Genomic DNA, 25,759 nt, shown 5'->3' on the forward strand with positions numbered 1-25,759 from the left:
GGAGCAGATATTAATGGTTCCTTAAATATTGGAAGAAAGGTAGTCGGAGAGGCCGCCTTTAGCGGGAATCCGATAGAGAGGTTCGTAGTTAACCCAGTACGGGTCAAAGCGTACAAAGCTAATTCTAGATGCAATATTTGCCTACAGAATTAGTAACTATTAGATAAAGTCTCTCCAGGAGAAGTGATTGAAGTTGCAGGCTCCTGAAAGTTGTGTTGGCGAAAGCAGCATAACTCCGCATCCCTGAGGATATCTCGATCCCAAATCACGGGAATCTGCTGTTTCTTCTCGACAAATAGCCCGAATTCCCACGGGTAAAGTCGGTAAACCCATTTCTAACACCCGACGCATCACACAGGCGTGGTTATGGTGGGAGCCTTCGTACTCAAAACGCATATCGCCATGGGCATCAATTTGAACCACGGTAAAAGGTTCCGATTAAGCTTGCTGGTAATCTTGTACTACTCTCGTGGTGATAGCCTGTTCACCCCCGACGGCGACGACAAATTTATCATCGGCAATTATTGGTTTCCTGCGGGCGATAATCTGGAAATATAGCCATCAGTTGGGCTGCTTCATATTGCTGTAACAAAAAACAATTATCCCCCGATAGCGATCGCTAAAGGTCGAATAATTATCAATTTTTGTCAAGGGGTGCGGTCAGATCTAAGAATCATCGCTAGAAAGAATGAGCCTAATTGTCAGGAATTTAGTTAAACAAGGTTTTTGGCAATATACTAATCTGGCTAACAAGCTTTTGGGCGTGATATAGGGAAAAGTTCTGGCGATAGTTGACCCATATCGTTACTCTGGAGATTGTTATACAGAAAGTTGACCTATAATATGTGGTTAGGCGTTTGAACACCCTCCACTCTCTCTTTGGTCCGAAATCATGAATTGAACAAATTTACTGGGGACTTAAGCATGACTACATCTGAAAGCGCCCGCTATCTTATGGCAAGAACGAACTTAGCATTTGAGCATCCTGAACTTGCAGCCTCTCTAGGGGATGCTGCCAAATGTTGGTCTTGTAAAATTGGGCTAAACGTAGGCTTGGGCGCAGTCATTGCTGCTGCAATTGCGGCGGCAGTTGCTACTGGCGGACTTGCCCTTATTCCAGAAGTTGCTGTGATTGCTGCGGCTACTGGTCTTTCAGAGGCAGTAGTGGTGGAAATTTTATCAAGTGTTGTTGGTGGAACAGCAGCTGTAGAGCTTATGATTGAAGAACTCTGTAAAGCTATGGGGGCATATAATTAGAGAGATCCCCTATATAATGGTAATTCTATGGGGTAAAACTTTTGGCTTGAGGGGTGTGGCAATTTTGTATTATGAGGATTTATTTTGATATGTGCAGCTTGCAACGCCCACTTGATACCAAGACGCAAATTCGAGTTGCTGTTGAAGCTGAGGCTATTCTCAATGTCATCTCATTGTGGGAAGCTGGGCAATTTGAGTTAGTTTCTTCACAAGCCTTAATGTTTGAAGCTGAACAAATTACGCCTTCTCCAAGAAAAGCATATATTTTAGAAGCGTTATCGAAGGCAGACTTATTTCTCCAACCAAATAAGCAAATCGAAGAACGAGCGCAAGTGTTTGTCAACTCAGGTATCAAACCACTTGATGCATTGCATTTAGCTTTTTCGGTTGAGGCAGAAGCAAATTATTTCTGTACATGCGACGATAGATTTTTGAGACGGGCTAAAGAAGTTGATACTTTGCAGACCAAAGTTGTTTCTCCTCTTGAACTGATTACGGAGCTATCGCAATGAGCAGTCAAACAAAATCCCTGAGCGAAATTACGCAGCAAGCAATTCAAGTCCTATCTAAAGAAATTGGCATTGCCAGTACAGTACGTTTTCTAAATCAGTTTTCAACTGGGTATGGCAACTATACAGAAGAACGCGAAAGTCTATTCAAAGACTTAACACTAGATGAGATTTTGAAGCGTATGCAAGACACCTAACAATTCAAATTCAGCGGAAGGTCAGGAGATATTGGTGCTGAGTTAGACGTCCTCTGCCGCCGCTTATCTTAGCCGTTATACTGAATCGGTTTTTAATAGCATGATTAACTCCCAATCCCACTTGAAAAACCCGCTCCCTTCTCCACACTGCTGTAACAAAAAACAATTATCCCCCGATAGCGATCGCTAAAGGTCGAATAATTATCAATTTTTGTCAAGGGGTGCGGTCAGATATAGGAATCATCGCTAGAATAAGCCTAATTGTCAGGAATTTAGTTAAACAGGGTTTTTGGCAAGATGCTAATCTGGCTAACAAGCTTTTGGGCTTGATATAGGGAAAAGTTCTGGCGATAGTTGACCCATATCGTTACTCTGGAGATTGTTATGCAGAAAGTTGACCTATAATATGTAGTTATATTTTCAAGAGAAGAGAAGAGAAAAAATGTTATCAACACTTCTAAGTAAAGCCGTACAAAAAGCTCAAGAACTGCCAGAAGCAATTCAAGACGAACTGGCAGAGCAGTTTATTGAAGACATCGAAAATGAAATCCAATGGCAAGAAACATTATCTAAACCCCAAGACAGCTTAATTCTCAAAGAACTTGCTCAGAAAGCTATTGCGGATTCAGAAAACGGACAGACTGAAGAAATGGGATTTGATCAGCTATGAAGTCGGAACTAAATCCAGATTTCGTCGGCTTATTTCAACAGCTACCAGAAAGAGTGAAAAGAACAGCCAGAAAAAATTACAAGTTATGGAAAGATAACCCAAGTCATCCAAGCTTAGAATTTAAGGGGGTCAATCAAGAAGACCAGATCTGGTCAATCAGAGTCGGTATAGGTTGGAGAGCGCAAGGGAAGAATCAAGAGTAAGAATGTAATTGTTTGGTTTTGGATAGGCTCTCACCCAGAGTATGACCAATTGTTAAAGAAGTTGTGAACCAAGAAACCTAACAAATCACCGCACCCGAAATAATAGTGAAATTTTGTGACAAAGTGCAGTCATATTTAAGAATCTTTGCTATAACTTTGGAAAGCTTCTGTGATAAGTTTCCTTAAAGGAGATTGTTTGCAGTAAGCTAATCTGGCTAACACGCTCTTGGGGTTAATATAGGGAAAAGTTCTGACGATTGCGCCTAAATGGAGTGATATACCGAAAGTTGACCCATATCGTTACTCTAGAGAGTTTTACACAAAAAGTTGACCTATAATATGTAGTTAGGATGCAACCGTGAATTAAAACTATCTACAGATAAAAATACTCTATGGAATATATTTCATCAGCTTTGCGCTTGGAATTTCGGGAATTTTGCGTTGATCTAGTTCTGCGTCAGATTGATGACATTTTCCAAATGGCTGGTATTCAACCACGTCAATCTGCACGTGTTGTTAATGGTGCGAGACGTTCACGTGTCGAGGAATACTATGCATCTATAGACTGGACTGACTTAACGGATACTCAAAAATTCTTGAAAGTCATAGGATTAGTGTTGTCACAATCCTATATTTCTGACGAGCAAAAAGAATTTATACGAGATACATGTATAAAAGAGGGCTTGGTTGTTGATGGGCAACAAGTCCAACTTCCGCAAATAATATCTCCCGATGCACCTGATGATTTGTTTGTGCATCAATTTCCTGGTGGGCTTCCTTTTGGATTGGTCAAACCTGAGTTTGCTATAACTGCTAAAGAAGGTAAGCAATCACTGAAATTTGAATTGAAATCTGGAATAGGTATTATTTGGCGGGATGTGTATCCAAATTTTGATTTTCCAACTTTTCAAGCTGCTTGTGGAATTAACTCGGAAACAAACTTGGCACTAAAGAAAGCTCTTTTTGCCATGAATCAAACCGAATGTGAAAAAACATTTTTCCAGTCATATGCCAAGTATTTCGGTATGGCTGATAACCATATACCAATTTTGATTCCACAAGCCTGGATACAATGGCATTCGTCATCGAAAAAGGTTTTGCAAGCTTCGGGAAGTTCCCTGGCAAAAGAACTGTATCGTGTAGATTTCGTCGCATTTTGGAATAATCATAGATATGCGATATTGATTGACGATATTAGTCACTACGCGATAAAGCATGGCAATCAGTGGATAGCTGATGAGAAAACGTACTCAAAACGTCTAGAGGAAGACCGAACATTACAAGTAGAGGGGTGGAAGATTTTTAGAGTGAGTAATTGGGAGGTCAGGCAGAATAAAGTGGGTGAAATAGTTACTGACTTACAGAAATTCATTGGATTTTAATCGGGCTGAAGAGCAGCCTAACAACGCCCATGCACTCCGACCACAAACCTTTCAGTGCGATCGCCGATCTTGTAGGGTGCGTTCCCCAATGTAACTTCTACCGCTCCAGCGATCGATTTTTGGGGAACACACCATGCACATTGATTGAAACTGGGCGTTGCAGAATCAAGGTATGAATGCCAACTGTGCATCGTATCCAAAAGTTAGTTTGGATCTAGGTTTTAAAAATCCCACAAGAGAAGATTCATATCTCAAATCAGCAACGCCATGCAACGCCTTTTAACCTTCGATTCTAATTTTTTCTTTTATCGAATTAACGATTCCGAAGCATTTGAGGTGATCGATCTATACAATTGATAGATTTAAATGATGTTGATCATGGAATAATTCCGATTTAATCATTTCTAACTAATAAGATTGAGCTGCTCTGTTTACTCACTTAAACTAGCAGTTTCTAGCCATTTTTTACCCATTTCAATGGGAATACCGAGGGGAGGACAGAGGATTTTAATTAATTCAATTCCTCCCGTGATTAAAATGCTTCTTAAGCGAGAATTTTTCTTGATTTCTGCGTCAACTTGTGCGACAAAAGTTTGTTTTTCAATTTCGGTATTAGTGGGATAAGTTTGGGTAAGTTGGCTGATAAGTTGTTGGATTTCTTGGGCGGCTTCAGCTAAATTTTGGGGTGTGGCGTAATTATGTTGAACTGCTTTTTGATCTCCTTGCACCGTATCGGCAAAGTTAGCAATATTTGCTCCACGAAGGTCATATTTAGGAGTTTCTGACATAGGATTAAAAGATTGAAGATTACTGATGAGAATTAGGGTTTGCGGCAAAAAGTACGGGTGAAGCATTCGGATAGAAAATCTCCGGTTTCACCGATAGGTTATTGCCCGAATGCTTCGCCCCTACAGGACGCGGGCCGATGAAGACGCAAGGTTTTGAAGCACGATTCTCTCAAAATCTTGCACCTGTTTCGCAAGAAAAGCCACAAAACCCCTATCTTGCCTACATTTCACATTTATTCAGCAAGCCCTAATTATAGCATCCATAATGGCAAAACTGACACCATTTCTCTGAATGAAAGCGATACGTCGAATTCAAGTCCCCCTTTTCAAGGGGGATTTAGGGGGATCAAAATAAGGATTGAGCGGCTTTAATCCGAATACTTGGGTTCTTGTCTGTGAATAGTCTTTTGGCAAGAGTTCTGATAATTAAATCGAGGGATTCTGTACTCAATTTCATATCAGTTTACTGCATAACGAGAGCCAATTTTACCGAGGGCATCAACAGCACTGAAACGAACGCTATCATCTTCATCGGAACAAACATTTACTAGATAAGGAATAACATCTTCTAGTCCAATTTCACCTAAAGCAATTGTGGCTGTGACACGAACTTTTACTTCCGTATCTTGTAGGGATTGAATGAGATAGGATATTGCTTTTTCACTACCAATTTTTCCGAGAGATTCCGCCGTGATTATCCGAATATCGGGATTAGTATCAGATAAGCAGGAAGCTAGATAAGGAATTGCGGATTCATTGCCAATTTCTCCTAAAGCTCGAATCAGATTTAGGCGAACATTAAGATCATTTTCTCCTATTAAATGGGATACTAAGGTGTCGGCAAGGCTGCTATTGCCAATTTTGCCCAAGGCTTCGGCAGCTTTAGCGCGGATCTGGGGGAGAGAATCGTTGAGTTTATTCAATAAAGTATTGATGGCGATTTGGGTGTTATTAAGTTGCTGAACCATGTTATTTTTCCTCTGGGTTATTGTTATTAGGTTGCTGGGGATAATTCTGTTGGTTTCCTTGCACATTATGAGCTAAATTGCCAATGGTAGCTCCTCTTAAATCATAGGTAATAGATGATAGGGATGCGTTTTTTTCAGAAGAAGTAGGAATATTTTGACTATCCTCTGCAAGTTTAGTTTCTACTGCTTTAATCATAGCTGCAAATTCCGATTGGCGGTGTAAGTTGATATCGAGAGTATTCATATCCTTAAGAATGTCGGTTAGATTATCAATATTGTCCCTGATTTCATCATACAAGTTTAATGTCGCCATGATACTATTAGTGTTAACTAAATCAAGTTGTTTGTATTTGGCTTGTAGTTTTGCTTTTTCGTCTTCCCAATATTTCAGGTAGTCTATGCGCTCGAAGTCTTTATGAATTCTGGCATCTGGTAAAATAATCGGGAATATTCTTTGATAAAAGTCACCATTTCTGGCAATTTCTACTAATTCAAACATACAGTTTTCTGATTTTAAGTATCTATCGCTGATGACGACGACGACACATTTCCCCTGTCCAATTTGCCGCATAAAGTTTTTGATGGAGTCTTTATAGGTGGTGTGGGTTTTATCCCGAATAATCTCAATTCCTTTAGCGGCAAAAGCTTGGACGAGTTGATTAGCCATTTCGTTGCTGTCTTCTTGCCAGTTATAGGAGATGTAAACTTGTTGATTCATGGGTTGGGAGAGGGGGTGATAGTATTTAAGTTTGTTTTGAATTGTGTCTAGTGCTTCTCTAGCTTCAGAGAGAGTATCGCCATTATTTAATGTGACAAAATCAGGATTTTTTAGGCATTTGATAAGTTCAGTCATCGCTGTTTTTGAGCCAATTTTACCCAAAGCCTCGGCTGCCTTCCAACGAACAGAAAAATAAGAGTCTTTTAAAGCCTTGAGTAATCCCGGAATGGCTGTTTCTGAGCCAATGTTACCCAAAGCCTCGGCTGCCTTCCCACGAACATACTCATTAGGGTGTTCTAAAGGCTTGAGTAACTCCGGAATAGCCGCTTCCGAGCCAATATTACCCAAAGCTAAGGCTGCGTTCCCACGAACATCCTCATCAGAGTGTTCTAAAGCCTTGAGTAACTCCGCAATCGCTGTTTCCGAGCCAATCTTACCCAAAGCCTCGGCTGCGTTCCAACGAACATACCCATCAGAGTGTTCTAAAGCCTTGAGTAACCCCGCAATGGCTGTTTCTGTGCCAATATTACCCAAAGCCTCGGCTGCGTTCCAACGAACATACCCATCAGAGTGTTCTAAAGCCTTGAGTAACCCCGCAATGGCTGTTTCTGTGCCAATATTACCCAAAACCCAGACTGCGTTCCCACGAACATACTGATTAGAGTGTTCTAAAGCCTTGAGTAACACCGGAATGGCTGTTTCTGAGCTAATCTTAGCCAAACCCGCGGCTGCCTTCCAACGAACATACCCATCAGAGTCTTCTAAAGCCTTGAGTAACACCGGAATTCCTTCTTCTGAGCCAATCTTACCCAAAGCGAAGGCTGCACTCCTACGAGCATTCCTATCAGAGTTTTCTAAAGCCTTGAGTGACCGAGGAATTGCTGTTTCTGAGCCAATTTTACCCAAAGCGAAGGCTGCCTTCCCACGAACATCTTTATCAGAGTGTTCTAAAACCTTGAATAACCCCGCAATGGCTGTTTCTGAGCCAATTTTACACAAAGCCACGACTGCGTTGCTACGAACATCTTTATCAGAGTCTTCTAAAGCCTTGAGTAACCCCGCAATGGCTGTTTCTGAACCAATCTTACCCAAAGCCTCGACTGCCTTCCAACGAACAGAAAAATAAGAGTCTTTTAAAGCCTTGAGTAATCCCGCAATGGCTGTTTCTGTGCCAATCTTACCCAAAGCCTCGACTGCGTTCCCACGAACATCCTCATCAGAGTCTTTTAAAGCCTTGAGTAACTCATTAACAACTTGATTAGACTTTGTTAATCCCAATAACTCCACCTTAAACCGTTTCGGCACATCCAACCCAAGCACTAACCCCACTGTCTGCTTTTGAAACTTAAAGTTGACTTCTCCTGCTAACCTCGCTCCTAATTTTAAATCAATCTCTAACCCTAACTTAACCACCCGTTTTGCTTGGGTTTCATTATCCAATAACCCCAACAGCAACGCCATAGGTTCCGTCCATTTGAGATAATTCAAATAGTCCCACTGTAACTGCTCATCACTGAGATGGGGTAACTTTTTCTTTAATTCCTCAGCCGTGTAATATTCTTGAATCAGTTGATGGCGAAAAGCAATTTTATCATTACCTTCTAGGTGAATTAGATGATATTTCAATAAATCTTCTAGCCATTCCAAAGCAGTATTATCAGGATAAGAAATTTTGCCCTGTAAAAACTCTATTAATATCTCCTCTGCTTGATTCTTAGAAATAGATAACTTTATCTCCGTTGGGTTTTCACCAGTTGTCATCGTCCACGCCAAATGTTGCAGTAGTCGATTTTGCCAGAGATGCAAATCCTCTGAAATTTTAACTCCTTTGCGTATGTCAATTTTTTTTGTAAAATCTCGGAAAACTAAGCCCAAATTAGCAGGAATTTTGTTCTGATTATCATCAAAAACTGAACAAAGCATCGACAAAAGTAGAGGAGTTTCTCCCAATTCCTTGAGACGATTTCCCAACTGTTTAAGCATTTCTTCGCCTTTTTCAGGCAAATAGGCCTTGACAAAATCCCGCATCTGTGGTTCAGTCAGGGGGAGCATTTCCAGCTTTTTTTCAATGTTTAAGTCGTCGCTGCCTAAATCCCTTGTGGTGAAAATCATCGGAATTTCTGCATACTGCTGGCGAAAGTTTTTTAAATTCTGTCGTGCAGTATCTGAGGGCAATTCATTGATACCATCAAATAATAATAATGGGCTAAAATTCTGATTTTCTAACAGCCAACTTTCTAGGGTATTACTATCAATAATTAATTTATGGCGTTTCAGGAATTGTAAAATTAAATCAAGAATTGAGGTTTCATACAAGCGTAATTCGATGAGAATGGGAATTTGAATGATTTTAGCCTGATTTTGTTGATTTAGGCGCAAGCTTTGCGCCCCTACGGATTCTTCTAATAATAATCTGGCTAAAGCGGTCGATTTTCCTGAACCGGGACGACCTTTTAAAAGAACGTGATTAGTCGCATATTCGCGTAAAAGTTTTAAAACTTTTTCGGGTTTTTCTGGTCTTTCTGCTCTTTCTTGTCGGTTTTGTGGTTCTTTTTCAATCGTCTGTACCTGCAAATCCATTAAAGGTGCAGTTTTCGACGGGCGTGTTTTTCCCTCTACGTCCGTGAGGGTGTAAAATGTCTCCCACTGGGCGTACTTTTCCGAGTCCGAGATTGATTTGAGATAGGGAGTCCAGTCAATCATTGATGCTGTCTGTTAGTTCGAGAAGGAACCCCGATTAAACTTTCTAATATTTTAATTGTAGGCTAAGAAGATTTGTTCATGACTTACAAGATAGAATCGGAGTAGAGGTTATCTTATTTTTGTTTTCCTAATTGTTGGGCTTTATAAAAAGTTTCTAAACTGTGACTATCCCCGACAAAACGCCAGTGCCAGGGTTCATAATTAATACCCTGGGGATTATTTTCAGGGAAAGATAACTCGAAACTATACTGGGCAGCGTTATTTTGCAACCAACGAAAAGCGGCAGTATTAGCAAAACTGCTACTTAAATTCGTTGCGGGAGCGTGACCATCGCCAATATCGATCGCATAACCAGTATGATGTTCGCTGTAACCCGGAGGTGCGCTCACTTCTGCTCGTTTGCGGGTTTCCTGATTGCGTTGTTTTTTAACTTCAAAAAAGAGCTTTTCTTGGGTTGCTTTCGATCGAAATGCGGAAATCGGCATTAAAATCACCCCCGACCTTCTCGCGTCACTCTGCATCTGGATAAAAGCCTTGGCTGCTGCCTTCCTTAAACGCATAGCACCATCCCCAGTAATAGGGGCTAATTCCGTCTCCGGGGCCTCTTGATAGGGTAAATGACCTAGAATGTTCTCAATGGGGCTAGGAGTGGCTTTAATCAGGGGGGAGGGGTTAATAACCGGTTTTTTTACGGTAGCAGGGGGACGATTCAAGACTGCTATGGCAATTAGGCCAGTTCCCACTAGAGCAAGTAAACCGCTTGCGATCGCTATTAGACCATTAGGATTAGTAGTTTTTCTGTACTGGCTGTCCCGCAAAGCTTCGGGAATATCATCGATCGGTTTCACGGTTTACTTACCCTCCTGCACCATAATTACATTATTCCCCGGCCACTCCATCTTGACGAGCAGCGTGTTGAACGGCGGCGGCCACAGCCGTAACTACACGACCATCAAAAACCGAGGGAATAATATTCTCTCGATTGAGATTAGCAGGAGTGATCAGAGAAGCGATCGCTTTGGCCGCTTCCAGATACATATTATCGGTGATTGCCCTAGCGCGACAGTCCAGGGCCCCGCGAAATAATCCGGGGAAAGCGAGAACGTTGTTAATCTGATTGGGATAATCGCTGCGTCCGGTAGCCACCACGGCCACCAAATCATTGATTAATTCCGGTTGAATTTCGGGAATCGGATTAGCCATGGCAAAGACGATCGCATTTTTAGCCATTCCCTTGACCATTTCGGGAGTCAACACCCCCGGTACGCTCACCCCCAGGAAGACATCAGCGCCTTTGAGAGCATCCCCTAGCTTACCACTGGCAGCCACGGCCCAAGCTTGTTTTTCTGGGGTTAAATCGTCCCGGTTTTGGGAGAGGATACCAAGGGAATCACAGAGGATTATATCTGTGGCTCCTGCGGTTTTAAAGAGAGTAGCGATGGCGATTCCAGCCGCACCTGCACCATTAATGACGATTTTGACTGTATCAAGCGATTTTTTGACAAATTTGAGGGCATTAATCAGGGCAGCCAGGGAAACGATCGCTGTACCGTGTTGATCATCGTGGAAAACGGGAATATTTAATTCCGCTCGCAGACGTTTCTCGATTTCAAAACAGCGGGGAGCGCCGATATCCTCTAGGTTAATACCCCCAAAAACCGGAGCGATTCTTTTGACGGTTGCGATGATTTCTTCGGGGTCCTGGGTGGCTAAACAGATGGGAAAAGCATCAATTCCAGCGAATTCCTTGAATAACATCGCTTTCCCTTCCATGACTGGCAAGGCAGCCTCTGGCCCGAGATTTCCTAATCCTAATACCGCGCTACCATCGGTCACTACAGCGACGGTGTTGCCCTTGATGGTCAATGAGTACACCAGTTCGGGTTGGTGAGCGATAGCGGTGCAGATGCGACCAACTCCGGGGGTGTAGGCCATTGCCAGGTCATCTTGGGAGGTGAGGGGAATACGACTCTCAATGGAGATTTTACCCCGACGATGGAGATCGAAGGTGCGATCGGAAACTTTGAGCAGTTTAACATCCGGTAGAGCTTTAACCGCGGCGATAATCTGTTCCGCTTGGTCGGTACTAGCGGCATCAACCATAATCTCGCGGGTGCTAATCTTTAAATTGCGTTCGATTAGAGAAATTTGCCCTAAATTCCCCCCCACATCGGCGATCGCATTGAGGACAGAAGCGAAGGTTCCCGCTTGATTGGGGATTTCTATCTTGAGACTTAAACTATAGCTAGGATTGGGCGTTAAATGAACCATGCTGAAGGCTTCCAATACTGATAAATATTGATTATCTTCTATCTGTGAGAGACTTTGGTATCTAATCGTGCAGTTTCTTTAGCTATTATGATATCTGTGGTCATAATACCAGTGGAGCGGGGTGTGGGGTGTGGGGAGATGGCAAATTAGGTTAGACTTCATCTTAATGAGAAAGACTGTAAATATGACTAGAGAATTATATCCAGCGATCGATCCCTATTGTACTGGTTACTTAAAAGTATCGGCTCTCCACACAATTTATTATGAAGAAGTGGGCAATCCCCAGGGTAAACCGGTAGTATTTCTCCATGGCGGGCCCGGAGGTGGTATTGAAGGGATTTATCGTCAGTATTTCGATCCGCAGAAATGGAGAATTGTCCTTTTTGATCAACGGGGTTGCGGTAAAAGTACCCCTCACGCTGAGTTAAAAGAAAATAACACTTGGCTGTTAGTGGCAGATATCGAAAAACTACGAGAATTATTAAAAATCGAGCGCTGGGTAGTTTTTGGCGGTAGTTGGGGAAGTACCCTATCTTTAGCCTACAGTCAAACCCATCCCGAACGCTGTTTAGGCTTAATTTTGCGCGGAATTTTTCTACTGCGAGAAAAAGAATTAAAATGGTTTTATCAAGAGGGAACCAGTTATATTTTTCCCGATATTTGGCAGAATTATTTAGCACCTATTCCCCCAGAAGAAAGGGGTGATTTGCTCGCCGCTTATTATCGGCGCCTGACTAGCGATAACCCCCAAATCCGTCTAGAAGCTGCCAAAGCTTGGTCAATTTGGGAGGGAAGTACCAGCAAATTAATTCCTGCGGACAATTTAATCGAGAGATTCGGTCAGGATAATTTTGCCGAAGCTTTTGCACGCATTGAATGCCATTATTTTGTCAATAAGGGTTTTTTAGAAACGGATAACCAACTGATCGAAAATGTTGATAAAATTCGTCATATTCCTGCGGTTATCGTGCAAGGACGTTATGACATTGTTTGTCCGATGATTTCTGCTTGGGAATTACATCAAGCTTGGCCGGAAGCGGAATTGATCATTGTTCCCGATGCGGGACATTCGATGACAGAAGTGGGAATTCGTAGTGCTTTAATTGAGGCTACCAATAAATTTGCTCATTTATAGATAAGCTAATCATGGTGATTATTTTGCCAAATTTGTTCGTAGGCTTTTTCCATATCTATGGTAAATTGTTTGGCATTCCAGAGGGGAGATGTATGACGAGATTGACGTAATTGATAACGGACTTCTTCCCGCAAATTTTGATCTAATCCTAGCTTAATTCCCCACTGCACATATTCCTCCTCACTCCAAGCTATACCCTGACTAATGCCAGCATTTTTCATAAAAGTATAGCTATTGCGGGCTGCGAATTGTTCACCAACCCTAGTGACTAAAGGAATCCCCATCCAGAGGGTTTCTAGGGTTGTGGTAGCACCACTATAGGGATAGGTATCGAGAATTATATCAGCAATTCCTAGATTAGCGCGATGGGTTTCCTCATGCAAATCATTGGGCAAAAATCTTAATCTATCTTGACTAATTCCCAATTCGTCAGCACTTTTGAGAAATAATTCTCGAATGGTTTCTTTGTCGGCAAAACCTTTGATTAAAAGATAGCTATTAGGAACCTGTTGAAGAATCTGCAATTGCAGATAAATCATGTTTAAGGTGCGTTTTAATCCCGATTGCACGGTCAGATAAATAATAGCGTCATCGGGAATATTTAAATCAGTTCTTCTCCTAGTGGGAACACCCACTTCAAAACCATCTACAGATAAATAAGAGTTAGGAAGTCGGATGATTTTTTCTGAATAAATTTCTTCAGCATTTTCGGGTAAAACGTAGTTATCGGCAATAAAATAATCAATCGCAGGGATTCCCGACGCATCTAATCCTAACCAAGTTACTTGTATAGGTGCGGGTTTTAAGGCCATTACTAGATAAGTTGTATTATTGGTTAAGCTATCAATATCCACTAAAATATCTAAGTTATCTTGACGAATTTGGGCAGTTATCTGTTCAATTTTTGCTGGCAAGTTATAGCTATAATCTGAGTTATTTATAAACCATTTTTCAGTAATTTCGTCCGCTGCTTGGTTGACAAAATAGGTGTAAATTTCAAATTTATCTCGATTATGATAGTGAAATAACCAGCGACTTAACCAACCCACAGAATGACGACGGAGAGTATGGGCAATATAACCAATTTTTATTTTTCTTGCTGGAGATTTTGGAGAAGAAACAGGAGCAATATAGTTATAGCGGGTTCTTACATCTGCTTGAAAAATTTCCGCTAGTTTACTTTGTAAATAGCGATTGATTTTCGGATTATCTTGATAGTAGGGAAGACAGATAGTAACTCCTAAAATAGAGTCAATAATAAAAGGACGTGCATTAAATTGTTTAGCATTAATTTGTCCCTCGATTAGTTGTATTAATTCATCAATAAATTTAGGTAAATTTCCCCAGTCTCCTTTAGCTTGTAAAATACCAATTACTAGAGAAATTCCCAAGAGCTTTTCAGTGGTTGTCTGGCAACTTTTATAAAAATTATCAGCAATTTCTAGAGATTTTTTATAGTCAACAGTGGTGGTTTTATAAAGATTAAACAAACTATTTTGTAGGTATAAATCCTCTGGGAGAAAGCGCAAACAAAGCTCTACCAAATTAATAGCAAATACACTTTGCTTTTGTTGATAAGCATAATTGACAATTGCTGAGATAACTTTGGTTGCAATTATTTCTGGATTATTGATATGTAAGGCTGCTAATTCTAAAAAGTGGATGGTATCAGTACAGGGGTAGATTAAAACTTTTTCCGTCACTCGCAGCAGTAAATCAAGATTAATTGCTGCTGTAGCTGTATTCTCTAACAGTTCAAATACACACCAATCATGGCACTTTTCCATCGCAAAAATTTGGAATTGTATTTCTAATTCCATCAGATGCAGGAGATTATTTAAAAAACTAGGATTAAGGTTTTGTAGATGCAATCGAATTAGATAACTTGTCTCTAGTCTTTGGGAATTTTCTTGTCTGGTTGCCTCTGCATCTAAGATTTGAGTTAAAGTTTCTATCCACCCCGATAATTCTGATTCAGCTGCTTGACTCAACACCAGTAACCAAGTAGCTTGTGCGTCTTCTTCTCTATCTTGCAAAAGATAGGATAATCCTAGATACCAATAATGACTAATTTCTAGGGTTTCTCTTTCTATCAGTTCTTCGTAAAACTGACTAACAATATCGTATTGATTGTTTTCTAAAGCGGTTTTAACTTCATTTTGCCAAGACATGATTTAATTCTCCCTGATTAACTTTCACAATAGATTTGCCACATTTGACGATAGGCATTTTCCACATTTTTAGTAAACTGACGTGCATTCCAAATCGGTGAAGTTTTTCTAGATTCATCTAATTTAGCGATAACTTTGCGTCTCAATTGTTCATCCTTACCTAACTTAATCCCCCAGTCGATATACTCCTCATCACTCCAAGCGATACCCTCACTAATTCCCGCATTAACCATTAAAGTATAACTATTTCTCGATGACCATTGTTGACCAACTTTTGTAACTAAAGGAATCCCCATCCACAGCACATCTAAAGTCGTCATTCCTCCCGTAAAGGGATAGGTATCTAAAACCACATCAGCTATCCTTAAATTTGCTCGATAAATTCCTGTGGGATAGAGGGGTAAGATTTTTAATCTCTCATAATTAATTCCTTCTTCCTCGGCAATTTTGAAAAATAATTTTTCCACTGATTTAGCATCACTTAACCCTTGAATACTCAAATAACTATTAGGAACTGCCTTTAAAACTTGTAGCTGAAGTCGAATAATTTCAGGGTTACGTTTAACCCCCGTTTGTACGGTTAAGTAATTAATTGCATCCTCTGGAATCCCTAAATCATCCCTTCGGAGAGAGGGGTAAGCAACCTCGACACCATCCACACAAATATAGGAATTAGGTAAGCGCCAAATTTTTTCTTGGTAATATTCCTGTGCATCTGCTGGTAAAACGTAATTATCAGCAAGATAGTAATCAATTGCGGGAATTCCTGACGCATCAAAACCTAACCAAGTCACTTGTATTGGTGCGGGTTTAAGTGCCATAACTTGACAAGTTGCGTTATTAGTAATACTGTCTAAATCTACCAAAACATCAATGTTATCTTGACTAATTTTTTCAGCAATCATTTGAGGATTAATCGGTAAGTGATAGCAAGCATTTACCTGATTTTTAAAATAATTTTGAGTGATCATATCTTCTTTTTGAGATACTAGGTATAAAGAGACATGAAACTCATTATAGTCATGATACTTCATTAACCATCTAGAGATTAATCCGATAGAATGATTATATAAAGTATGGGCAATATAGCCAATTTTCAGAACTTTATTGGTATCATTAATAGTCGATTTTCGCAAAGAATGACAGTTAGAATTATTGCGAACATATTCCTGAAAAAGTTGACCAACACAATTACTAATATAACGGTTTTTCCTTGGGTTATCTTCTAGGTAAACTAGAGGGGATAAAATTGTTAGGTATGGTGCATCCAATAATCTGGGACATTCTTGATTAGTGATACTTTTTTGCAAGGATTCTGTATATTTTTCAGTATCTGCCTTAATATCGACCCAATCACCACTAAATAATTTGACATAAAGAGCAATATAATCAGCTACAACTTGAGAAGGAAACCCTTGACAACTTGTTTTTAATTGATTAGCTACTTGGATAGCAGCAGCAAAATCTCGATTATCAAAATAACATTGATAAAGTGCAGCTAACAGATCAATTTGCTCTGGTTCTACTGCTAAACAAGTATTAATAATATCAATAGCCAATGGTTTATTATTAATAGCTAGAGAAGGTACTTTAGCTTCTACTATTTTGATAAAAGTTTGTCGCTGATAGTTAGATTGAAATATTGACTCTAAGTAAGGGACGGTTTCTGGTATCTGAGAATCGATAAATTTTTCTAAAACTTCTGCTAATAAACTTAACTCTAGACTCTGGAAATTATTTGTTTTTAACACATCAACAAATACCCAAGCTTGTAACTGCTCCTGCTCGAAATAATTCAAATTAATTGCTAATAAAATAAACCGCAGTAAATTATCAACATTATCGGGAATAATCTCGCGAATATGTCCTCGAATTAACCAACTGGTTTCTAAATTGCCTAACTCTAATTGTCTGCGTGCTTCCCCATCCAAAATATTGACTAAATCTACTGTCCACAGCATCACCTCCTGTTCATCTCCTTGAGTGAAGACAAATAACCAAGTAGCTTGTGCTTCTTCTTCCCGAGCTTCCAAAAGATAGGCTAATCCTAAATACCAATAATGACTAATTTCTAAGGGTTCTCTTTCTATCAGTTCTTCGTAAAACTGACTAACTTGCCAGAAATCCCCTTGCATAATTGCAGGTTCAACTTGGAAATGCCAAGACATAAGTATTTATCGTTAAGTGTCTCTACTAGCGTACCCAAATAGAAGCAAAATTTTTCTATATAAGTAAAATTTATCAGTTTTTCAGGGGTTGGGTTTTGGGGTGGTCACTGCGTGTGCGTTGCGGGGGGTGTTGGGGTTTTAGTTGAAATTCCCCATTCCCTCACCTCTCCATTCCCCACCTGCCACTCTCCACCCAGTTTCAACGAGTCCTAGCTTACCATCAACGTCAGCCAAGAGTAAATCCCGATGAAAAAGTTTTCACCCCCACAGATGAAAGAGGTTTCCTTCCCTACACCCCACACCCTCTTTCAAGTCAGTTTTTTGAAAGCTTTTCTAAATAAACCAATAAATCGGCCATAGCTTGAGGATCGGGCTGAAATTTGGGCATTGGCGGGGTTTTACCACTAATTACCTGTTCAATCAGACTAATTCTCGATTTGCGATGGGAAACCTCCTCTAAACTTGGTCCGACGATGCCATCAGCAAACTGACCGTGACAAGCAGCACAGTTAATTTGAAAGATTTCGTAACCGCGACTCACATTACCTTGTCGGGATAACACCTCCTTAATGTAGGGATCCGACATCTTAGCCAGATGAAAAGCGATTAAAAAGGTGCTAATCAGCAACAAACCCACGATTATAACCATTAAGAATCGATAAAGCCCGAATTTTGGTTTAACTAACTGACTATTCACGAAGGCCGCCGAAGGAAAGATGAGTTTCTCTTTACATTTTGCAACTTTTTGCCCGAAAATTCCACCGCCGCTGCTAGAGATAGGCAAATGGAGAATAATATAAGACAAAACTGCATCTTTTTCTAAACCTCTAGCAATGAACCTATTAACCAGACTGGAAGATTGGCCCTATATTATCCTACCTATCACCATCGTCCTCAGTTTCCTGCTGTTGGGATGGCTCGTAGAAAAGCGCGTTGTCAGTCAACTTTTATCGATTGCCAGAGAAAAAAACCTGCGTTTCTCGGAAGGGGTTTTACGTTCCCTTCGTGGATTAAGCATACTTTGGTTCGGACTTTTGGGTTTAAATATTGCCCTCTCCCTTCCCAATCTTCCCCTCTTTCCCTACCTGATTCTCCTGAGCCAAAAATTGCTGCTAGTGGCTTTTTTAGCTTCGGCTACTTGGGCTATTGCTCAATTATCCGTGGAAATATTACGATTTTATACCACGGGAGATGATGGTATTTCTTCCCTAACTTCCCTATTTGAATTTCTCGCCAAAGTTCTGATTTTTAGCTGCGGTTTTTTGCTGATTTTAAGCTCGATTGGCATTTCGATAACTCCGATGCTTACTGCCTTTGGTATTGGGGGTGTTTCCCTCGGTTTAGCTCTCCAAAATACCCTAGCTAATTTAATGTCAGGGATTAATATTATCACTTCTAAAAAAGTTAGACCGGGAGATTATATTGAACTGAAAACGGGAGAAGCTGGTTATGTGCGAGATGTGGATTTAAGATGCACAGTCATCGAAGAAATTACCAATAATATTTTGGTCATTCCCAATGCTCAGATCATTTCTTCTAGTTTCCGTAACTATAGTTTACCAGATCACTCCCTACTGATTCCCGTGGAAGTGGGCATTAGTTACGATAGTGACTTAGAAAAAGTCGAAAAAGTTACCCTAGAAGTCATGCAAGAAATCGCTCAGTTATTGCAACCTCACCTCGGTAACTATCAACCCTTGATCCTTTATGGTAAACTCGATTACTATAGCATTGTGCTAACAGTTTATCTCAAGGTGGTAGAAGAAGAGTTTTTTCAACATCTCACCATTAAACACGAATTTATTAAACTCCTACACCGACGCTATCAGCAAGAAGGAATTAAAATTCCCTATCCAATTCTTTTTCCCTATCCCCCCAGTAATCCCCCTAGTTAACCTCAATTCGCTATCGCAACAAACAATTTAAATGCGCGGACAACTTACAACTGGTAATTCTCCTCAAAAAACTTACGAGTCATCGGTTGGGCCACTTCAATACCGTGGCCTTCTCCTAATAATTCTAGGGGTTTTCCTTCCACTTGAATCCAGACTTTGGCATTGGGATCCTCGGTAGTAGTAGTATAGATGATTTGTGCCAAACGACCGATTAACATATCAGGGCCATCATCATTGCCAAACTCGCGCGAGAGATTAATCTTAATTCCGGTTTTATCTACTTTTAAATCAAGTAATTTAGTCCCGGAAGGAATAGTAGTCATATCCTGAGGATTACTTGGACCAGCTAATAGAATCTTCAATACTGCTATTAACTCTCGGTCGTCACTATCTGCTTTTTGAACGGTAATTTCTTGGCTGACTAATTGATTACCCGTATCGGTCACTTTTAACCAATAAACCTGTCGAGTTTCCCTAACAGGAATAGCTGCAGGAGTTACTGTCGGACTTGTCTTCACCGGACCCGGAGAAACCGGTTCAAAAATTGGCGATTGACTTATCGGTACCGGACTGGGAGATTCAATCGGGTTTTCGCTGGTTTTCTGGGGGGAAGATAGGTGATGGACGGCAAACCAAGCAGTGGCCCCACCAGCAGTAAATAAAGCGATGCCGATACCAATTATCCAGGGTAAAGAGATTTTATCACTAGAGCGAGAACTAGGCATAATTCAGTTATCAGTTATCAGTTATCAGTTATCAGTTATCAGTTATCAGTCGAACGCTTTTATTCTCCCCCCGCAACGCGCACGAAGTGGTCTCCCCACTTCCCCACTTCATAATTCATAATTCATAATTCATAATTCCCACTTCCCATCTCCTCTTTTCTGACCGTTAGATTTAATTGGGGTTCCCCGATCGAGGTTCAATTCTGCCAAAGGCGGCTATACTCAGCTTATCATCGTCAATCTGTAATTGGAGAAGGCGGGCGATAATTCCTTGTTTCTCGAAGTTTTTTAAATCTAACTGGGTGGATATACCCTCGGCAAACCCCTTGAGAAGGCGCGAGGAGATGCGACGACCATTAAGAGTGGCTGTGGGGTCAATAAGCTCGATTTTTCGCCCCTGCACTAGCTTAAATCCCACTTCTAAGCTCAGATTGAGGGTGGCTGCTGGTTCGTCCGGCCTTTGGGTCTCTAGCTGCAGGCTGAGAGCGACTCGATTATTATTAAGAAAGTTAAAATTTGCTTGACTAAGTTGATATTTTGTGCTACCAGATTCTTCCCTAGAGGGAATCAGATTATTAATCAGGGTCTGAATTTGTTCTTTGACCGCTGCCGATTGTAAAGCTTGATTAAGATTAGTTTCCGTGAGGACAAGATGCAATGCTCCCGCAGCCGGTCGGCGCAGTGCGGCGGCTAAACTGCTGTTTTTTTGCTGTAATCGCCGCAAATCGAGGCTAATTGGCTCAGTTTCTAGCTCGATCTTCTCAATGCGAACACCAGCAAGGGGATAAATTCCCCGTGCAGAAATGCGAACTCGATCGATTTTGCCTTGCAGAACCTGATAATTGGGAGTATTATCGACTCTCACGGCCAATTGTTCCACTTTTTGGACTTGGGAGCGAAGGGTATGGGCTAAAACCGTATCAATAATTGCCCCTGCGGGAGTTAACAGGGTCAAAACACTAGCGAGAGTGATTGTTAGCCATTCCATCGCTCAATTACACCCATCCAGCTAAATTTTGCCAAGCATTAGTGAAAAGCTGACTTAACCAACGTCGTTGCACTTGATCTAAAATCGGGTCTTCTGCGAGAATTTCTTCAGTCAGATCATCGAGGGATTGACCCTGAGCGTGGGCCATTCTAATAATTCCCGCAATCACGGCAGCGATCATCTCCTCATCGACGGGACGCTGTCGGAGGGCGGCAATTTCTTCGGGGGTGTTCGGGATGGGATAATTCATAATCAGATGGGGTAGGCTGTGTATTAATCTAGGTATGTAAAGTTTTTTAAACTTTTTTCAGAAAACTTTTTGTGTAGTCTAGCGTAATCAGACGATTTTTGGGTTTAACAGCTAAATCAAGATGAGAGAAATACTTTACAGAGAAATTCCGACTCCTGACTCGATCGCCGTTTGTCACTGGTTACAATCCGATTGGCAACCCAGAAGCGGTGTCAAGACAAATACACCTAACGGGGTGAGATTGCGCTTATCGGAGGCGATCGAATTGTCGATTTTTGTCTGGACGCTGCAACGGACTACTTATTTAAAAGTTTTCCGCTGGGGTGAGCGATCGCATGATCAAGAAACATCCCTGACTCGGCAGCTCGATCGAGCTTTACAAAAGCGTTTTCCGCCGCAGTATAACACGATACCAAATATCGATCAAAAAAATCACTCAATTTTTACAGCTTTAGAAGCGGACTATCCCCTAACGGTTCACTACTTCCGCAAAATGCCCCAAGGAGAGGCGGATTTAGAACGTTTGTATTGGTGGGAAAAACGTTGGCGCGACAGTGCCAAAAATCCCCAACAACCGCAGCCAGTAATTTTCTCTAGCAGTGAGGAAAATGATCATCCCATCACCTACGACTTAATTTATATTGGTGGTGCCTTGGGGGCAATTCATGCGGCACAGATGGCCAAATTAGGTTATCGAGTCCTCCTAGTAGAAAGACTGCCTTTCGGACGGATGAATCGGGAATGGAATATCTCTCGATCGGAGTTTCAAAGTTTAATTAATTTAGGTCTATTTACGGCCGAAGAATTCGAGAAATTAATCTTCCAAGAATACATCGATGGCTTTAATAAGTTTTTTGATGGCAATAATCCCCCCCATCTGAAGGCGGAGATTCTCCATACTCCCACGGTTTTAAATATCGCCATTAATTCCGATCAATTGCTGCAATCCTGCGGTAAAAAATTACAGGATCATGGCGGTAAAATTCTCGATCAAACCGAATTTATCAAAGCTGATATTACCGCTAATAGTGTTACTGTCACCCTTAATCATGGTGGGGAAATTCAACAGATAAAAGGCCGTTTATTGATTGATGCTATGGGTTCCGCCTCTCCCATCGCTTGGCAATTAAACGGAGTGCGTGCCTTTGATAGTGTCTGTCCGACGGTGGGGGCAGTAGTAGAAGGATTCGATCCGGTGGTGTGGGATTCTCACTATGGCGATGTCTTAAATTCCCATGGCGATATTTCTAAAGGCAGACAACTAATTTGGGAATTATTTCCGGGGGAAGGAAAAGAATTAACCTTTTATCTATTTCACTATCATCAAGTCCATCCCGATAACCCCGGTTCTCTGTTAGAAATGTACGAAGATTTCTTTACTATTCTGCCCGAATATCGACAGTGTGATCCAGAAAAATTAACCTGGAAAAAACCCACCTTTGGTTATATACCGGGGCATTTTAGCACAGGGAAAAAAGATCGAATTGTCTCCTTTAATCGCATTTTAGCCATCGGTGATGCCGCCTCCCTGCAATCACCGTTAATCTTTACTGGATTCGGTTCTTTGGTGCGTAATTTAGAGCGCTTAACCCATCTTTTGGATATGGCATTAAAACATGATTTACTAACAGCTAAAGACCTAGAAAATGTGCGAGCTTATCAAAGTAATGTGGCGGTAACTTGGTTATTTTCTAAAGGAATGATGGTTCCCACGGGAAAAACCTTACCCCCCCAAAGAATTAACGCCATGTTAAACACATTTTTCGGTTTATTGGCCGACGAACCGCCGGAGGTTTCTGAAACCTTTATTAAGGATAAAACCGATTGGTTAACCTTTAGCCGTTTAGCAATTAAAGCGGCCAGAAAAAACCCAGCTTTACTGTTATGGATAGCAGAAATGGCCGGCAGTCAGGATTTAATACGTTGGTTGGGTTCCTATCTCGATTTTAGCCTTGATGGAGTCAAAAATCTGTTTTTTGGTTCCTGGTTTCCCCAATGGTTAAAAAACTCCCAAAGCTGGCTAGAAAAAGACAATCCCCGCCTCTGGTTAAAGTTATTGAGTTTTAATTATGGCTTAAGAAATTAGAGAATATTTATCAATTGACGCTCCCATCAACCTAGGCGCGTTACAAGTCAAAGTAGATGAATTGTTTAAGAAGTTAACTCCCCCAGAGGGTTGCTTCTCTAACAGGATTTCCCCTAATCCTTACTGAATACAATTTAATTTGGTTTCATTAATATCTTGGCGAATAAATTTCTCAGTTCTAGAAAAAACCGGGTTAAACCAGCGAAAAATTATTCCTACCGGCAGTTGATCCGGTGGCGAGATTTTCGAGACATTTTCGATGACAGGAGAAGATATGACGATGGTTACTTTCGCCATGGCACGGGTGAAGCAAGATTTAGATCAGCAATTAAAAAAAGGAGACCTATCCGAGAATATCTCGACCGAACGTATTTATCCAACCCTAGAGAAAGCGATCGAGGCGTTTCATCATCGTAACTCACCCCAATCATCCGAGCCTCAATATTGACACTTTCACCGCTCATTCCTAGACAATCTAGGGGGAAATTCTCGGTTGACAGACTTAAACTAATACTACCAAATCATTACCCAAAAAAATAAACAGAAAACTTCCTACAGAACTGGGGCAAGGGGAAAATTTTCACCTTTAACCCGGAATAGTTCCCCCTTTTCCCGACAAAAGAGTGAGATTTTAGCCCCTGGCCGAAGGCTGACCATTAGATAAAATTTTGTTAAGATTATCCCGCCAGCAATTTTTGAGCAAGATATAATCGAAACAGTAGAGCTGCCATTGGGCTAAAAGTTAAGCAAATTTAAGAGATAGCCATTTCAGAAAAAAATCTATCATTGATGAGGTTGATCTTTCCCAGATAAGAAACGAGTGAAGATTAATTGTTGAACCGAGCATCAGAAGCTATCTCTAAAGGGGGAAATGTTAGAAAGTTATCCCAGAAGGGGAACCATCACTATTGACTTATCTATTTCCTATTGCTTGTATTCATTTAGTCATCTAACAGCAAGGGATGTAATCTCATTCAGGGGAAAAAGTCGCTATGAACCACCAAATAGAAACCCCGATCCGCTCACCTTCTCAAGCTCGATTCCGTTCACGGGAAGAACGCATCCAGATCGGTAAATCCCTGCGGGAGCGATTGCCGCGTTCTAGCCACGCTATCTGGCAACCCCCCGCAGCTGGTCGAGAGCCGATCGAAATCATCGAAGCATCAAATCGGGGGCGATTACAGGAATTGATTCCCATCCGCTACGGACGAATGTTGCGGAGTCCCTTTACCTTCCTGCGCGGTTCCGCTGCCTTGATGGCCTACGATCTGGCCACCACTCCCAAAACCGACATTATCGTGCAGGCCTGCGGGGATTGCCACCTGTTGAACTTCGGATTTTTTGCCACCCCCGAACGCAATTTAGTCTTCGATATTAATGATTTCGACGAAACCCTGCCCGCGCCTTGGGAATGGGATCTCAAGCGTCTCGTGGTCAGTTTTGTCATCGCCGGCAGGGATAGCGATCTATCCGAGCGAGAATCGAAGGCAGCGGTGATCGATTGCGCTCGTTCCTATCGAGAACACCTGCGGGAATATTCTCGCCTCAGTCCCTTAGAGGTATGGTACACGCGCATAGGAGCAGAACAGGCGATCGAGATGGCTCCCGACGAAAAGACGCGGAAGTTGCGGGAACAGATGATGACAAAGGCCCGCGAGCGCATCATCGAACATCTCTACCCCAAGATCGTCACCCAAACCGGCGGACGCAATCGCTTTGTCGATCAGCCCCCCATTCTCTACCATGTCAACGAACCGGATTGGGAGACTATCGTGCGCGAGGGTCTGGAAGACTATCGCCAATCCCTGCCGGAGGAACGCCGGGTCCTCTTTGATCGCTACCAATTAGAGGACTTTGCCCTGAAAGTAGTGGGTATTGGCAGTGTCGGCACCAGATGTTATATCGCCCTATTGTTCTCGGAAGATAACCATCCCCTCATCCTACAAGTTAAGGAAGCCCGCCCTTCGGTTCTGGAACCCTATACCGCCAAGAGCCAGTACGAAAATCAGGGACAACGGGTAGTTACAGGCCAGAGATTGATGCAATCCTCTAGCGACATATTTTTGGGCTGGACCCGGGGAAGAGGGGGCAACGACTTCTATTTACGGCAACTGCGGGATATGAAGTTTTCCCTACCCATTGAAGGAGTATCGGCCGTCCAACTGCAACGCTACGCCGAGTTCTGCGGCTGGACCTTGGCCCGCGCCCACGCTAAATCTGGAGATGCGGCCACTATTAGCGGTTATTTGGGGAAAGGAGATCAGTTCGATCTAGCCATGGGCGAATTTGCGATCGCTTATGCCGATCAGACAGAACGAGATCACGCCGCTTTGGTGGATGCGGTGAAAACAGGACGGGTGGAGGCTTTGGTAGAAGAAAATTTATAGCATTAAGCTATCAGCCTCTTATTTCTCCTCCTATCGGAGGGCGCAGGTTCCTTGCGCCCCTACAGTAACGGATTTTGTCCACAATGTAGGGGCGAACTGCGTTCGCCCAAAAGGTACATTATCAAACCCACATTCCGCACCCTCAACTGTCACATAAGCTATCCCCCTCCAGAGACTTGAGTAAAAATACTTAGCTGGTGAAGGTTTTCTCGGCACCAGCTAGGGGGGTCTTGAAACCCCTAATTATGAAAAAATAGGGCTCTCCGGGAATTGTTATGCAAATAATTA

22 protein-coding genes and 1 pseudogene are annotated in these 25,759 nt (G+C 41.7%); 11 read left to right on the forward strand and 12 right to left on the reverse strand.

Annotated elements, in window-relative coordinates; all coding sequences use genetic code 11:
* Window positions 1-239 precede the first annotated feature (239 nt).
* Window positions 240-525: pseudogene (locus IM507_RS19530) on the reverse strand (arginase family protein); the annotation flags it as partial.
* A 399-nt stretch (window positions 526-924) separates the two neighbouring features.
* Between IM507_RS19530 and IM507_RS19535 the strand changes: the two are divergent.
* The 6 genes from IM507_RS19535 to IM507_RS19560 all read left to right on the forward strand — a co-directional run bounded on the left by IM507_RS19535 (window position 925) and on the right by IM507_RS19560 (window position 4,218).
* Window positions 925-1,257: a hypothetical protein gene (locus tag IM507_RS19535; RefSeq protein WP_002750232.1), complete on the forward strand. Its 333-nt coding sequence runs from the start codon at window positions 925-927 to the stop codon at window positions 1,255-1,257.
* A gap of 71 nt (window positions 1,258-1,328) precedes the next feature.
* Window positions 1,329-1,769, forward strand: coding sequence for a PIN domain-containing protein (locus IM507_RS19540; RefSeq protein WP_223210751.1), 441 nt, complete (start codon window positions 1,329-1,331; stop codon window positions 1,767-1,769).
* A complete protein-coding gene (locus IM507_RS19545) occupies window positions 1,766-1,963 on the forward strand; it encodes a hypothetical protein (protein ID WP_002750230.1) in 198 nt (65 codons plus the stop codon). The genes IM507_RS19540 and IM507_RS19545 overlap by 4 nt, the downstream gene beginning before the upstream one ends.
* Before the next feature lie 442 nt (window positions 1,964-2,405).
* On the forward strand, window positions 2,406-2,633 hold the full coding sequence (locus IM507_RS19550) for a hypothetical protein (protein ID WP_002735396.1): 228 nt from the start codon (window positions 2,406-2,408) through the stop codon (window positions 2,631-2,633).
* Entirely contained in the window at window positions 2,630-2,836 is a 207-nt protein-coding gene (locus tag IM507_RS19555; protein WP_002735827.1) for a hypothetical protein, read from the forward strand. Before IM507_RS19550 ends, IM507_RS19555 begins: the two co-directional genes overlap by 4 nt.
* 392 nt (window positions 2,837-3,228) lie before the next feature.
* A complete protein-coding gene (locus IM507_RS19560; protein ID WP_287637568.1) occupies window positions 3,229-4,218 on the forward strand; it encodes a hypothetical protein in 990 nt (329 codons plus the stop codon).
* Between the two features lie 431 nt (window positions 4,219-4,649).
* Here IM507_RS19560 and IM507_RS19565 read toward each other — a convergent pair whose 3' ends face one another.
* The 5 genes from IM507_RS19565 to IM507_RS19585 all read right to left on the reverse strand — a co-directional run bounded on the left by IM507_RS19565 (window position 4,650) and on the right by IM507_RS19585 (window position 11,666).
* Complete coding sequence (locus tag IM507_RS19565) at window positions 4,650-5,006, reverse strand: hypothetical protein (RefSeq protein WP_042790916.1); 357 nt, start codon at window positions 5,004-5,006, stop codon at window positions 4,650-4,652.
* Window positions 5,007-5,464: 458 nt separating this feature from the next.
* Window positions 5,465-5,974 carry a HEAT repeat domain-containing protein gene (locus IM507_RS19570; protein ID WP_079206899.1) on the reverse strand — a complete coding sequence of 170 codons (510 nt, stop codon included), beginning with the start codon at window positions 5,972-5,974 and terminating at the stop codon, window positions 5,465-5,467.
* A 1-nt stretch (window position 5,975) separates the two neighbouring features.
* Window positions 5,976-9,395 carry a HEAT repeat domain-containing protein gene (locus IM507_RS19575; protein WP_287637570.1) on the reverse strand — a complete coding sequence of 1,140 codons (3,420 nt, stop codon included), beginning with the start codon at window positions 9,393-9,395 and terminating at the stop codon, window positions 5,976-5,978.
* 113 nt (window positions 9,396-9,508) lie between these two features.
* Entirely contained in the window at window positions 9,509-10,243 is a 735-nt protein-coding gene (locus tag IM507_RS19580) for a M15 family metallopeptidase (RefSeq protein WP_002735955.1), read from the reverse strand.
* 31 nt (window positions 10,244-10,274) lie between these two features.
* Window positions 10,275-11,666, reverse strand: a complete 1,392-nt coding sequence (locus tag IM507_RS19585) for an NAD-dependent malic enzyme (protein WP_002735988.1) — start codon at window positions 11,664-11,666, stop codon at window positions 10,275-10,277.
* Window positions 11,667-11,850: 184 nt separating this feature from the next.
* Here IM507_RS19585 and pip point away from each other — a divergent pair, with 184 nt between their 5' ends.
* Entirely contained in the window at window positions 11,851-12,801 is a 951-nt protein-coding gene (pip, locus tag IM507_RS19590; RefSeq protein WP_002736920.1) for a prolyl aminopeptidase, read from the forward strand.
* A 5-nt stretch (window positions 12,802-12,806) separates the two neighbouring features.
* On the opposite strand, the gene IM507_RS19595 is transcribed toward pip, so the two are convergent.
* From IM507_RS19595 to IM507_RS19605, 3 genes are all read right to left on the reverse strand, one after another.
* Window positions 12,807-14,972: an O-linked N-acetylglucosamine transferase, SPINDLY family protein gene (locus tag IM507_RS19595; protein WP_002737832.1), complete on the reverse strand. Its 2,166-nt coding sequence runs from the start codon at window positions 14,970-14,972 to the stop codon at window positions 12,807-12,809.
* A 17-nt stretch (window positions 14,973-14,989) separates the two neighbouring features.
* On the reverse strand, window positions 14,990-17,140 hold the full coding sequence (locus IM507_RS19600) for an O-linked N-acetylglucosamine transferase, SPINDLY family protein (RefSeq protein ID WP_287637572.1): 2,151 nt from the start codon (window positions 17,138-17,140) through the stop codon (window positions 14,990-14,992).
* A gap of 313 nt (window positions 17,141-17,453) precedes the next feature.
* Window positions 17,454-17,945, reverse strand: coding sequence for a c-type cytochrome (locus IM507_RS19605; RefSeq protein ID WP_002790853.1), 492 nt, complete (start codon window positions 17,943-17,945; stop codon window positions 17,454-17,456).
* Window positions 17,946-17,973: 28 nt separating this feature from the next.
* Here IM507_RS19605 and IM507_RS19610 point away from each other — a divergent pair, with 28 nt between their 5' ends.
* Complete coding sequence (locus tag IM507_RS19610) at window positions 17,974-19,035, forward strand: mechanosensitive ion channel family protein (protein WP_002735319.1); 1,062 nt, start codon at window positions 17,974-17,976, stop codon at window positions 19,033-19,035.
* A 44-nt stretch (window positions 19,036-19,079) separates the two neighbouring features.
* On the opposite strand, the gene IM507_RS19615 is transcribed toward IM507_RS19610, so the two are convergent.
* From IM507_RS19615 to IM507_RS19625, 3 genes are all read right to left on the reverse strand, one after another.
* Window positions 19,080-19,760, reverse strand: a complete 681-nt coding sequence (locus IM507_RS19615; protein ID WP_190538186.1) for a GerMN domain-containing protein — start codon at window positions 19,758-19,760, stop codon at window positions 19,080-19,082.
* Between the two features lie 172 nt (window positions 19,761-19,932).
* Entirely contained in the window at window positions 19,933-20,748 is an 816-nt protein-coding gene (locus IM507_RS19620) for an LmeA family phospholipid-binding protein (protein WP_271934993.1), read from the reverse strand.
* 7 nt (window positions 20,749-20,755) lie between these two features.
* Window positions 20,756-20,998 (reverse strand): hypothetical protein, encoded by a 243-nt coding sequence (locus IM507_RS19625; protein WP_002754017.1) that lies wholly within the window; start codon window positions 20,996-20,998, stop codon window positions 20,756-20,758.
* Window positions 20,999-21,119: 121 nt separating this feature from the next.
* Here IM507_RS19625 and IM507_RS19630 point away from each other — a divergent pair, with 121 nt between their 5' ends.
* The 3 genes from IM507_RS19630 to IM507_RS19640 all read left to right on the forward strand — a co-directional run bounded on the left by IM507_RS19630 (window position 21,120) and on the right by IM507_RS19640 (window position 25,471).
* Window positions 21,120-23,084: an FAD-dependent monooxygenase family protein gene (locus IM507_RS19630; RefSeq protein WP_002735209.1), complete on the forward strand. Its 1,965-nt coding sequence runs from the start codon at window positions 21,120-21,122 to the stop codon at window positions 23,082-23,084.
* A 259-nt stretch (window positions 23,085-23,343) separates the two neighbouring features.
* The gene (locus tag IM507_RS19635; protein ID WP_238560438.1) at window positions 23,344-23,532 is read left to right on the forward strand and encodes a sulfate transporter; all 189 of its coding nucleotides are present in this window, start codon (window positions 23,344-23,346) and stop codon (window positions 23,530-23,532) included.
* Window positions 23,533-24,076: 544 nt separating this feature from the next.
* Window positions 24,077-25,471 carry a DUF2252 domain-containing protein gene (locus IM507_RS19640; protein WP_069473762.1) on the forward strand — a complete coding sequence of 465 codons (1,395 nt, stop codon included), beginning with the start codon at window positions 24,077-24,079 and terminating at the stop codon, window positions 25,469-25,471.
* Window positions 25,472-25,759: the final 288 nt, after the last annotated feature.

The organism is Microcystis sp. M20BS1, from assembly GCF_020245305.1.
In the GTDB taxonomy this organism is placed as follows: Bacteria; Cyanobacteriota; Cyanobacteriia; order Cyanobacteriales; family Microcystaceae; genus Microcystis; species Microcystis ichthyoblabe_A.

What these genes read in the sequence shown, in the direction of transcription:
- IM507_RS19565 (WP_042790916.1), bottom strand. Translation starts at nt 5,006, where the DNA reads ATGTCAGAAACTCCTAAATATGACCTTCGTGGAGCAAATATTGCTAAC.
- IM507_RS19550 (WP_002735396.1), top strand. Translation starts at nt 2,406, where the DNA reads ATGTTATCAACACTTCTAAGTAAAGCCGTACAAAAAGCTCAAGAACTG.
- IM507_RS19535 (WP_002750232.1), top strand. Translation starts at nt 925, where the DNA reads ATGACTACATCTGAAAGCGCCCGCTATCTTATGGCAAGAACGAACTTA.
- IM507_RS19540 (WP_223210751.1), top strand. Translation starts at nt 1,329, where the DNA reads ATGAGGATTTATTTTGATATGTGCAGCTTGCAACGCCCACTTGATACC.
- IM507_RS19545 (WP_002750230.1), top strand. Translation starts at nt 1,766, where the DNA reads ATGAGCAGTCAAACAAAATCCCTGAGCGAAATTACGCAGCAAGCAATT.
- IM507_RS19555 (WP_002735827.1), top strand. Translation starts at nt 2,630, where the DNA reads ATGAAGTCGGAACTAAATCCAGATTTCGTCGGCTTATTTCAACAGCTA.
- IM507_RS19630 (WP_002735209.1), top strand. Translation starts at nt 21,120, where the DNA reads ATGAGAGAAATACTTTACAGAGAAATTCCGACTCCTGACTCGATCGCC.
- IM507_RS19610 (WP_002735319.1), top strand. Translation starts at nt 17,974, where the DNA reads ATGAACCTATTAACCAGACTGGAAGATTGGCCCTATATTATCCTACCT.
- IM507_RS19615 (WP_190538186.1), bottom strand. Translation starts at nt 19,760, where the DNA reads ATGCCTAGTTCTCGCTCTAGTGATAAAATCTCTTTACCCTGGATAATT.
- IM507_RS19595 (WP_002737832.1), bottom strand. Translation starts at nt 14,972, where the DNA reads ATGTCTTGGCAAAATGAAGTTAAAACCGCTTTAGAAAACAATCAATAC.
- IM507_RS19560 (WP_287637568.1), top strand. Translation starts at nt 3,229, where the DNA reads ATGGAATATATTTCATCAGCTTTGCGCTTGGAATTTCGGGAATTTTGC.
- IM507_RS19575 (WP_287637570.1), bottom strand. Translation starts at nt 9,395, where the DNA reads ATGATTGACTGGACTCCCTATCTCAAATCAATCTCGGACTCGGAAAAG.
- pip (WP_002736920.1), top strand. Translation starts at nt 11,851, where the DNA reads ATGACTAGAGAATTATATCCAGCGATCGATCCCTATTGTACTGGTTAC.
- IM507_RS19625 (WP_002754017.1), bottom strand. Translation starts at nt 20,998, where the DNA reads ATGAATTATCCCATCCCGAACACCCCCGAAGAAATTGCCGCCCTCCGA.
- IM507_RS19635 (WP_238560438.1), top strand. Translation starts at nt 23,344, where the DNA reads ATGACAGGAGAAGATATGACGATGGTTACTTTCGCCATGGCACGGGTG.
- IM507_RS19600 (WP_287637572.1), bottom strand. Translation starts at nt 17,140, where the DNA reads ATGTCTTGGCATTTCCAAGTTGAACCTGCAATTATGCAAGGGGATTTC.
- IM507_RS19640 (WP_069473762.1), top strand. Translation starts at nt 24,077, where the DNA reads ATGAACCACCAAATAGAAACCCCGATCCGCTCACCTTCTCAAGCTCGA.
- IM507_RS19570 (WP_079206899.1), bottom strand. Translation starts at nt 5,974, where the DNA reads ATGGTTCAGCAACTTAATAACACCCAAATCGCCATCAATACTTTATTG.
- IM507_RS19620 (WP_271934993.1), bottom strand. Translation starts at nt 20,748, where the DNA reads ATGGAATGGCTAACAATCACTCTCGCTAGTGTTTTGACCCTGTTAACT.
- IM507_RS19585 (WP_002735988.1), bottom strand. Translation starts at nt 11,666, where the DNA reads ATGGTTCATTTAACGCCCAATCCTAGCTATAGTTTAAGTCTCAAGATA.